This window comes from Pseudoalteromonas sp. SWXJ133 (assembly GCF_015864365.1).
Classification (GTDB): Bacteria; Pseudomonadota; Gammaproteobacteria; order Enterobacterales; family Alteromonadaceae; genus Pseudoalteromonas; species Pseudoalteromonas arctica.
Genome location: NZ_JADYXJ010000019.1, coordinates 79,880 through 90,450, shown reverse-complemented (window position 1 = coordinate 90,450; position 10,571 = coordinate 79,880). Strand labels below are relative to the sequence as shown.

Here is a 10,571-nt window from a genome sequence, read left to right as displayed (position 1 = left end):
TCAAATTGTAGAAAGCCCGAATCTAACGATTCGGGCTTTTTTACGTCTGCAGAAAAGTGAAATGTGCGCAATTAACACACACTCACATCAACACCTATCACGTAGGGCGGGCGTAGCGACTCCCGACGCTAAAATCATAAAATATCTCCACCCGTAAAAAGTGTAGCATTTGCTACGTGACTCTCTACCGCTATGGGCACTACGACATTCTACTGTGTAGCGTACCGACTTTATATTGTAGAGCGTCCGAATCTAATGATTCGGACTTTTTTTACGTCTGCAAAAAAGTGATTCAGGGATTCCTCTAGAGCTAAGGACTTTTTAGTAAATAATTTATATCGATCAGCAATAATATTTAATCAATTTGAGGGATTAAATCTGACGCTAACTGCGTTAAAAGCCTCATATATGAAGCAACTGAATAACGAATTTTTTGCCCTTCTTTTATCGACTCCTCTTACTTATTGCTCTAATCTCAATTTATGATCTGTTCAATTATGTAGTTTATAAAATGTGACTGAGCTCGTTTAGATAAAAATAGAATAATAAGGGTTTAATAATGAGTGAAATTGATAATCATCCACATGGCATTTTTTGTTGGTCAGAACTTTGTACGCATAATTGGAAAGATGGTAAGGCGTTTTATACATCATTATTTGATTGGGGGTATGACGATCAACCTATTGGGGAGGACATATATTACACCATGCTACAAAAGCAAGGTGGTGATATAGCCGCTATGTATGAAATGCCTAAAGAGCAAATTAGTGAAAGGATCCCAAGTCATTGGTTGGCTTACATTGCCGTCGATAATGTTGATGATTGCGTGCTAAAAGCTAAAGAACTAGGTGCTGAAGTTATTGCCGGTCCTCATGATGTTATGAATGCAGGACGAATGTTGATGCTAAAAGATCCTGTAGGTTCCACTGTTGCACTATGACAGGGGAATGAGCATAAAGGTTGTAAGCACTTAGGTGAATTAAACACTCCTTATTGGCATGAGTTAGCAACCAGAAATAGTAAAGTAAGTAGAGACTTTTACTGTGCTTTACTAGGCTGGGAAAGTGAAATAAAGCCAATGGAAGGTATGAACTACACTTTATTTTTGGTTGATGGACACCCAATTGCCGGTATGCTTGAGATGACAAGCGGCTGGCCTGAAGATATTCCTGCTCATTGGATGATTTATTTTGCAGTAGAGAGCTGCGATACAGCAGTAAATAAAGCCGTTAGCTTAGGTGGACAAGTATGTGTTCCTGCAACAGATATCCCCGATGTTGGTCGTTTTAGCGTTATATGCGACCCTCAAGGTGCTGTATTTTCGGTGATCGAATCTGTTATAGATGACGTTTAAACAGTTACATTAGCTTTAGCGTTAATTTACTCGCTAGTTTGTTATAATACTCGCCAATTAAATCGTCAGAAAGTGCAGAGAACGCAATGGAATTTGAACAAGATAGCAATTTAACCCTTCCTTTATTTCTATTAGATGAATCATTAAGTGATAGAGATTTAGAGCAGCCTGATTTTGAAATATCAATTGGACTTGATGATGAGTTACTTGCTCAAATTTGCCAAAATCCAAGTGAAGATAGCAGTGTAGCTATTACCGTTAGCGGTTATGAGTTGCTTATAACTGATTCTCTGTATTTAAGTATATTAGAGCAAGAGCATGATGCGCAGATAACATTAACGCATGGGCCTCTTTTAAGTATTGTTTTGAATACTGAAGGTCAAAAAACATTCGTTTCTCCTCAAATGGATATGATGCCCACCTTCGATTTAGGTGACGAGGACGAATGAAAAAAATAATAATAAGTACATTTGTATTAATTATCCTTAGTGGTTGTGCTTACTTAGGTAATGCACATTACGATGATTTATTTGGACCAGAGCAAGCGCAAGAGCGTATCGTTCCACATTCTACCCTTGCTGGAGCTGATTTTTTACAAAACGTAAAACCAGTACTCGATACCCGCTGCGTCGTTTGCCATGGTTGTTACGACGCACCTTGCCAGCTTAAGCTCTCATCCCCTGAAGGTATTGATCGAGGTTTGAGTAAAGAGCTCGTTTACGATGGAACTCGTTTATTGGCAACGACCCCAAGCCGTTTATTGTTTGATGCAACCAATACACAGCAATGGCGAGAGAAAAACTTTACACCAGTGCTAAATGAGCGCGTGCAAAGTGAGGAAGCGAATTTAGCGGGCAGTGTTTTATTTAATAGTTTAGTGTTAAAGCAAAGCTATGAATTACCAACTAATGAAGTGCTAGATGATGAATTTGATTTTTCATTAGGGCGTTCGCAAACCTGTGCAACAATGGGGGAGTTTGACCGATTAGCTGACGAGCAACCTCATGGCGGTATGCCTTATGGTTTACCTGGGGTTTCGCGCGAAGAGTTTAATCATTTACAGAACTGGCTTAAAAATGGCGGTAAAATGTCACATATTGAGCCACCAAGTAAGTATGATCAGAATAAAATAAAGGGCTGGGAAGCATTTTTAAATCAAGATAACTTAAAGTATCAGTTATCAGCACGTTATATTTATGAACATTGGTTTTTAGCACATATTTATTTTACGTCTGAGAACCCACAAAGCTTTTTTAAACTAGTTCGCTCAAGTACGCCTCCTGGTGAGGAAATAAAGTTAATTAATACGCGTCGTCCATACGATGACCCTAAAGTTAGCCGTGTTTATTATCGTTTTATGCAAGAGCGTACAACCATACTTTCTAAAACGCATTTACCACTTGAGCTTAATGAAACTAAATTACTGCGTTTGTACGAGCAGTTTATAGCGCCAGATTATACAGTTACGCAAATGCCGAGTTATGAGCCTAAGTCAGCATCTAACCCATTTAAAACTTTTGAAGTTATTCCTATTAATTCTAAATATCAATTTATGCTTGATGAAGCAGAGTTAATTATTATGGGCTTTATAAAAGGGCCTGTTTGTCGTGGTCAAATTGCTTTAAATGTTATAAACGATCACTTTTGGGTGGCATTTGCTGATCCTGATAAGGTTGCGACTCCTGCTGTAGGGGAAATGCTAATGCAACATGAAGAAGCGCTAGAACTTCCTGCTGCAGAGGAAAGTAATGCGTTACCTATTTCTAGCTGGGTTAAATATTCAGTTCGTGAGAAAAAATATTTACAGGCAAAAGTTGAGCTTGCAAACGAAATGTTCAAAGGTGGCGAGCATCTTACAACTGACTTGCTTTGGAAAGGTGATGGGCATAATAAAAATGCTGCGCTGACTATTTTCCGCCATTTTGATAGTGCAACTGTTGTTAAAGGTTTTATTGGTCAAGAGCCTAAAACAACGTGGATACTTGATTATGCGTTATTTGAACGTATTCATTATTTGCTTGTGGCAGGCTTTGATGTATACGGAAATATAGGCCATCAATTGGTTACACGTTTATATATGGATTTTTTACGTTTAGAGGGAGAGCAAAACTTTTTAGCTCTATTACCTGAGCACAAGCGTAATCAAATCAAAAAGCAGTGGTACCGTAATTCACCACCTGACTTATCTAAGTTCTTTAAAAGTAACCGAGAATTTAGCCAGCCCAGTGGTATTAACTATGAAACTGATGATCCACAGCATGAACTATATACCTTGATGAAAGAAGCCTTAGCGCCAGTTTTAAGTGAAAAATACAACTACACTGAAGTGGCAAAGCCGTTAAATGTAATAAGTGAAATGCCAGCAAAAGCGGTTAACTTATTACCTCAGCTTTCTTTTATACTTGTAAAGCAAGAAGATAATAGCCATAAGGGCTACACTATTATTCATCATAATGCGCACTACAATATATCTAGTTTATTAAACGAAGATGGCCAACGTGCTTATGATGAAGATACCGCGACTATTGTTCCTGGGTTTATAGGAGATTATCCAGCAGCTATTTGGTATTTAAATAACGAGCAGCAAGTAAATGCTTTTGCCGAGCAATTGCCTATGATGCAAATAGAAGCTGATTATGGTGCATTGAAATCTAAGTTTGGTATACGACGTACTCATCCACAGTTTTGGCAATACAGCGATATATTGCACGATACAGCTAAAAAATATCGTGGGATAGAATATGGAATGTTCGACTATAACCGTTTAGAAAATAGATAGTTAAATAGTTTTATTTTATTAGCCCAACTTTTTAGTTGGGTTTTTTTATTTAATAATCATTATTTAAGCTGCTTATTAGTTCTAAAAAATTGAGCTACACTTAAAACAAAACAGGGCTTAGTATGTTTAAAGTTGTCGCGAATATCCGTACTCGTTACCGATGGGCATTAATAGCAATAGCACTATTAATAAGCACATCAGCATCACTTATGCAGTATTATTTTTCGGTGCAAAAATATGACGCAAAAATAATAAATATGGCTGGTAAGCAGAGAATGCTTTCTCAAAAAATAGCTTGGCATAGTAATGAGTTATTATTATCGGCAACAAATATTTCTGAGCATACTAAAGCGTTAAAAGCATCAGTCGTATCATTCAAAAAAACTCATAATTACTTACTTTCAAAAAATGCTAATGGAGAGTATCAGTACCTTACACCTAAGCTTATTAAGCTATATACGTTAGCTCCTCATAAACTAGATTCCCAAGTTGCAACATATATCCAGCAAGCGGAAAATTTACTTTATCAACAAGGCCAAGTAGATAAGCGTATATTCTATGTAACTGAGGTTGAAGAGCTATTAAAGCAACTAGATCATGCAGTGAATTTATTTGAAGAGCAAGCTGTCCAAAAGTTGAACTGGGTATCTAACCTTGAATTATTATTTTGGCTTATGGCGATGTTTTTACTACTTGTAGAGTTAAGATTTGTATTTATGCCAATGGAAAAAGAAATAGGTAACGCATTGTCTAAATACCAAAAACAAAAAGAGTTCGCTCAACAAGTGAGTCAAAATAAAGAGCATTTTATTGCCAGAGCCAGTCACGAATTTAGAACTCCTTTACAGGGTCTTATTACGTCTATTGAGGAGTTAAAGGTTTCTGATACGCAGCAAAGCGTTAAAACCCAAGCTAATTACTGCGCACTTAGGTTAATAGCTATATTAGATGAACTGCAGGACTTGCAAGCTTTAAGTACAGGTAAGTGGGTACCGCAATTTAAAAATGAAAACCTTCTAGAGTCGTGTAATAAAGTACTAATGGCTTACGAGCATGCTTGTCAGCAAAAAGGCCTGAAACTAGTTAGTTGTTTAGATGAATCATTAAATTGTGTATGTAAATTGGATCATCAACGTTTGCAGCATACGCTTACAGAATTAATCAGTAACGCTATTAAGTTTACGACAGAAGGTGAAATTACTGTCTCTGCAAAGCTTTTTAATGATGAACTTTGTGTAACTGTAAGTGATACTGGTTGTGGTTTTTCGAAAGAGATTACTGATCTTGAATTTGACTCATTTAAACAAACAAACCATTTTCAAGGATTAAGAACAGGTCTCACTCGGGTTCAGTATGTTGTAAAGGCGTTGCACGGTGAAATTACCTTCAAAAATAATGAAGCTAATGGAGCGCTGGTATCTTTGCACTTACCAATAATTGCCAGTAAAGCTCTCCCAAACCCTCGTAAAATAAATGACAAACTAAAGTGTTTAGTCGTTGAAGATAATCCATTAAATACTATATTACTGACCCGCATACTTAGCTTATTAGGTTTAAGCTATGATTGCGCTGAAAACGGCAAAGTCGCGTGCGATATGGTGAGTGAAAATCAATACGATATTGTTTTTATGGACTTAAATATGCCAGTAATGGATGGGTTTGAGGCGATTAAAAAAATACGCTCTGATCTTAATAAAATAATGCCAATTATTGTTATAACAGCAAATACTTCACAAAATGATATAGAGCGAGCTTATAAGAACGGTGCTAACCTTCATATTCATAAGCCAATAAGCCAGCAAGCAATTAAAGACGCATTAAATAGTATTAGCGTTGCTAGTGAAATAAATTAATTTTACAGATAACAAGCTTGCTAAGCTCTTTTAATATGCGTTAACTTGCTGTTTTAAGGTTTATTAGGAAAAGTTAGTGCAGTTAATTACGCTTGAGCAATTTAATGGTTACTTACAAGGGCAAGGCAAAAGTCGTTACGACATATGCAACCTAGATTGGCAAGTGAATCTAGGAGAACATTGGCTGCTTCTAGGTGCTAATGGAGCCGGTAAATCTGCACTGACAGCTGCGTTAGTTGGTGAAGCTAAGTGCGAAACTGGTAAGCGTATAAGTAGTATTAATAAGCTTATGCTCGTGTCTTCAGATTCACATAAACAGTTACTAGCTCAAGAATTAGAGCATGAAAAGCACTCCCTCGTTAAAGACTTTATTTTTACAGGGCATAGTAATAATGATGAGTTATTAGCGCAGCTAATAGAATTATTTAAATTTAGCTCATTACTAAATAGACATTTTAGAGACCTTTCAACGGGTGAAACTCGTAAACTCCTACTTATAAAAGCACTCAGCTCCCATAGTGAGTTAGTCGTGCTTGATGAGCCATTTGATGGACTCGACGTACAATCTTGTCAGCAGCTTAATAAAATACTCATAGAACTTAGCCAAACTATTACTTTTGTTTTTGTACTAAACCGCCTAGACGAAATCCCTTCATTCATTACTCACTATGGCTATGTAAACCAAGGTTGCTTGTTACATACTTTAGCAAAGCCAAGTAGTGAGCAATTGAGTGATTTACTAAAACTACTTTATTTAGAACATACCTCATTGGATGTACCATCTCCTGATACCGAACAAGAGCAAAAGGCATTCACCGGTAATACCTTAGTTAAATTGAGTAATGCTAAAGTTAGTTACAGTGATGTAAGCATATTCAAAAATCTCAATTGGACTATAAAAAAGCATCAGCATTGGCAGCTTACTGGAGCGAACGGTTCAGGTAAAACATGCCTATTAAATTTAATAACAGGTGATAACCCACAGTGTTATAACAATGACATTGAAGTGTTCGGTTTTAAACGCGGAACCGGGGAGAGTATTTGGGATATAAAACAGCATATTGGTTTTATATCTAACGCGCTACATATGGATTATCGCGTAAGTATATCGGCTTTAAATACTGTTATATCTGGTTTTTATGACAGCATAGGTTTATATCAAAAGCCGAGCGATGCACAAATTAATATTGCTAAGCAGTGGCTGGCATTTATTGGTTTAAGTGACAAGCAAAATACCTCATTCACTCAGCTGTCGTACGGCGATCAACGTATGTTATTAATTGTGCGGGCTATGGTAAAACATCCAACGTTACTTATTTTAGATGAACCTTGCTTGGGCTTAGATGAAGCAAACAGGCAACGTGTACTGCTACTAATAGAGAAAATTTGTGCTGCTAATACAAGTACTGTGATTTATGTAAATCATCATGCGGCAGACAAAATTAAAGGAATAGAGAGCTACTTTAAAATGGAATATTTTTATTAAAAGCTCAGAGAAAGGTTGAGCGAAAATTCACTCAACCCATTTTTATTTTAAAGACGAGTAACGCTAAAGCCTTTATCTCGTAGCTGTTTAAGTAAACCGTGTTTTTCAGGTAAATGCAGAGCGCCTACGGCAATAAATAGTTGCTCGTTTGCTAAACGCGGTGTGAGTTGTTTAACCCAATTATTATTGCGGTTAGTTAGCATTACTTGCTCGCTAATTTCACCGTAGTTACTGTCATCAAAACTCATGTTGTAGTAATCGGTTAGTGTATCCATATCACCGTTTTTCCAGGCATTAACTAGTTTGATGAAGTAAGTATTAATATCACTTAGCTGCTCAAAGGTTTCTTCAATCATTTCATTGCTCAGTAGCGCCATGCCATCAAACATCTGTAGTTGTTGCTCTAGTGTTTCAAGCTCACCTATTTTTATTTTATGTTCTTTAGCGTAAGCAAGTACTTGCTTATCTATGCCTGTTTTATCTGAATAACCTGCATTTTGAAATTCAATTTGCATCATAGTCACCATAACAGCCCATGGTTTTAAGCCATTAAACATAGCAATATCAATCGACTTTTTAGCAAAGTAGTCTTTTAGCTTGGTATAGTTTTGCTTTGAAAGCTCAGTTTGCAATGTTTTGCCGTTGCCTAGCATCATAAATGGCATTGAACGCTGCTGCATTTCAAGGGGTGTAAGTTTACTTATATCAACCTCAACAATCACTTCTTTGCTTGCACTAATTGCATCGGTTACATTTTTAGGTAAGCCTTTCATGCTGGCATCACCAACGTGTACAGTGCCGAATAAGTAAGAGCTGAGGCCATTTTTTTCTATTTTATATAAGGCAGGAGCTGCATAGCTGTTAAGGCTAAATGTTATAAGTAGCGCCACAATAAAAAAGTGGCTAACACGGATAAGAGCATTCATGGTTTGTCCTTAAATCTCAAAATTAGTAATGTAAATACTAACCTAAATTTACTTCAGAGGTAACGTTAATATAAACGTTAGCGTATTGTTTTCGGTATTACTGGCCGTAATAGTAAAGCCATTTAAGTTGCATAAGCTCTGCACAATAGATAACCCTAAACCGTGGCGCTGGTTATTAGTTCTAGATGAATCTAGCTGATAGAGCGGGTCAAAAATAGCGGTTAGCTGTTCATTACTTAATGGTTGATTTACTTTGTTGCTAACAGAAATGGTCATGTTTGTGTTGTTATTTACCGCAGTTAATTTAATTGGCGCCTCAGGGAGTCCATAAAATAGTGCGTTATCGATTAAGTTACACAAAATGGTATTTAAACTAAATTCGTCAGCATTAAGTGTAAGTTCGTCACTTATCACATTATTTAAACGCGCTTTAATACTTGGGTGCTTAAAGGTCAGCTCATCAACAATTTGATTTACTAAGCTATTTAGAATGATATTTTGTGCATTTAATTGCATTGTACTGCTACTTGAGCGCTGCAATAATAATAGGTTGCTAACAATTGTTTTCATGCGCTGTGAAATATTAAGTACATCACTGGTATAGGTGTCGCTAATACGTTTATCGTCAGGATAACGAATAGCTACCTCTGAAAGGCTTATAAGTTCAGCAATTGGGGTTTTTAGCTCATGTGCAATGTCGCTTGTTAGGCGTTTTTCATTACTATAGAGTTGCTGATTAACGGTAATAAACTTATTTAGCTCGTTACGTATGGGTTCTATTTCATCTACTTTAAAGTCGCTTTCTATTGTTTGCGCAACACCGGTAATATCGAGTAACTTAATTTGGTCATTTAAATTGTGTAGCGGGTGCAGGCCTTTATTTACAATACGCGTCACTAAATAGCGCACACCAAACACACCAAGCACACAGGTTAAAATAAAGACCACATCAATAATAATAAGTACTTTATTAAGTTCCGCTGTCGGCGCAGCAATCGCAAGAGTCATGGTATTAAAAACAGCAGAATGAGTGGGATTTTTATCATCTTTTTGGGCTACAAAGTGACTTATAAGTGCGCGGCCATCACGCCCGTTAGGAAGCTCGTAATCTATAATTTTAGATTCGTTTATCGGCATTTCTAAAAAAGGCAGGTTAGCATTTTTATAAAGTTCTAATGAGTCTGAGCGCTCAAACACATCACGGCCATGCCATAACTGGTAAAACTCCGTGGCATCGGCTGCTTCATACTCCGACATAAACTCACCAGCAAAATCAAATTCAACCACGTTGTTGTCATCTTCAACTAAGGTTTTTAAGTAGTTAGCTTTGTTAGTTAAAGACTGATTGAACTGATCTTCCACCCAAGTATCCACACTTAAATCAACGGTTAAAAATATGGTGAATAAAATCACCGAAAGTACCGCGCTAATATTATTAACCAGTTTACGTTTTATTGAGTGACTTTTATTTTGTTGTTGCGACATAACCAAATCCACGTTTGTTTTTTATAGGGAGCTCGCCATCAAACTGTCTTACTTTTTTTCGTATAGTAGATATGTGTGCTTCAAGCGCATTTTTAGAGAGCATATCGAACTGACCTACTACTGCTTCACTTATAAACTCTAGTCCTAACACCCGCTCAGGAGTATTAAATAAGCATTCTATTATTTTATATTCATTACGCGTGAGCTCAATGGCATGTTGCTTGTAATGAAGCGTTTTAAGCGAGAGATCTAATACGCAGTCGCCTACGGTCAGTGTATTTTGTTGGTTTTGCAGTGAACCACGGCGAAGCAATGCAAGGACTCGAGCATGGAGTTCTTCAAACGAAAATGGCTTAGTTAAATAGTCGTCAGCGCCTTTCATAAGGCCGTTAATTTTATCTTGAGGTTCACTTCGTGCAGATAAAATAAGCACACGGCTTTGGCTATTACTGCTACGTAGTGCTTGTAAAATACTCATGCCATCAACACTCGGCAGCATTAAATCAAGTACGAGGAGGTCGTAGTTTCCAGTCAGTGCCATGCTTAAACCTTCTGAGCCATCACCGGTTTCATCTACGGTAAAGCCAAGGTTGCTAAGGCCAACTTGCAAGCTGCGTCTTAGTGCTTCGGAGTCTTCAATAACGAGGATTTTCATGTTTACTCGGTTTATAAAAATAGCCTTGTTACT

The 10,571-nt window shown here is 37.1% G+C and carries 7 protein-coding genes and 1 pseudogene; 5 read left to right on the top strand and 3 right to left on the bottom strand.

Annotated elements, in window-relative coordinates:
- Positions 1-559: 559 nt before the first annotated feature.
- From I6F40_RS14010 to I6F40_RS13990, 5 genes and pseudogenes are all read left to right on the top strand, one after another.
- Positions 560-1,354: pseudogene (locus I6F40_RS14010) on the top strand (VOC family protein).
- Positions 1,355-1,440: 86 nt separating this feature from the next.
- The gene (locus I6F40_RS14005; protein ID WP_024591417.1) at positions 1,441-1,803 is read left to right on the top strand and encodes a hypothetical protein; all 363 of its coding nucleotides are present in this window, start codon (positions 1,441-1,443) and stop codon (positions 1,801-1,803) included.
- Positions 1,800-4,133, top strand: a complete 2,334-nt coding sequence (locus tag I6F40_RS14000; protein WP_165724898.1) for a fatty acid cis/trans isomerase — start codon at positions 1,800-1,802, stop codon at positions 4,131-4,133. Before I6F40_RS14005 ends, I6F40_RS14000 begins: the two co-directional genes overlap by 4 nt.
- Positions 4,134-4,255: 122 nt before the next feature.
- Positions 4,256-5,986, top strand: coding sequence for a response regulator (locus tag I6F40_RS13995; protein WP_197193070.1), 1,731 nt, complete (start codon positions 4,256-4,258; stop codon positions 5,984-5,986).
- A gap of 76 nt (positions 5,987-6,062) precedes the next feature.
- Positions 6,063-7,472 carry an ATP-binding cassette domain-containing protein gene (locus I6F40_RS13990; RefSeq protein ID WP_197193069.1) on the top strand — a complete coding sequence of 470 codons (1,410 nt, stop codon included), beginning with the start codon at positions 6,063-6,065 and terminating at the stop codon, positions 7,470-7,472.
- A gap of 47 nt (positions 7,473-7,519) precedes the next feature.
- On the opposite strand, the gene I6F40_RS13985 is transcribed toward I6F40_RS13990, so the two are convergent.
- The 3 genes from I6F40_RS13985 to I6F40_RS13975 are packed head-to-tail and all read right to left on the bottom strand — an operon-like array spanning position 7,520 to position 10,538.
- Positions 7,520-8,398 (bottom strand): TraB/GumN family protein, encoded by an 879-nt coding sequence (locus I6F40_RS13985; RefSeq protein WP_197193068.1) that lies wholly within the window; start codon positions 8,396-8,398, stop codon positions 7,520-7,522.
- Between the two features lie 48 nt (positions 8,399-8,446).
- Positions 8,447-9,883, bottom strand: a complete 1,437-nt coding sequence (locus I6F40_RS13980; RefSeq protein WP_197193067.1) for a sensor histidine kinase — start codon at positions 9,881-9,883, stop codon at positions 8,447-8,449.
- Entirely contained in the window at positions 9,864-10,538 is a 675-nt protein-coding gene (locus tag I6F40_RS13975; RefSeq protein WP_165728082.1) for a response regulator transcription factor, read from the bottom strand. Before I6F40_RS13975 ends, I6F40_RS13980 begins: the two co-directional genes overlap by 20 nt.
- Between the last annotated feature and the right edge of the window lie 33 nt (positions 10,539-10,571).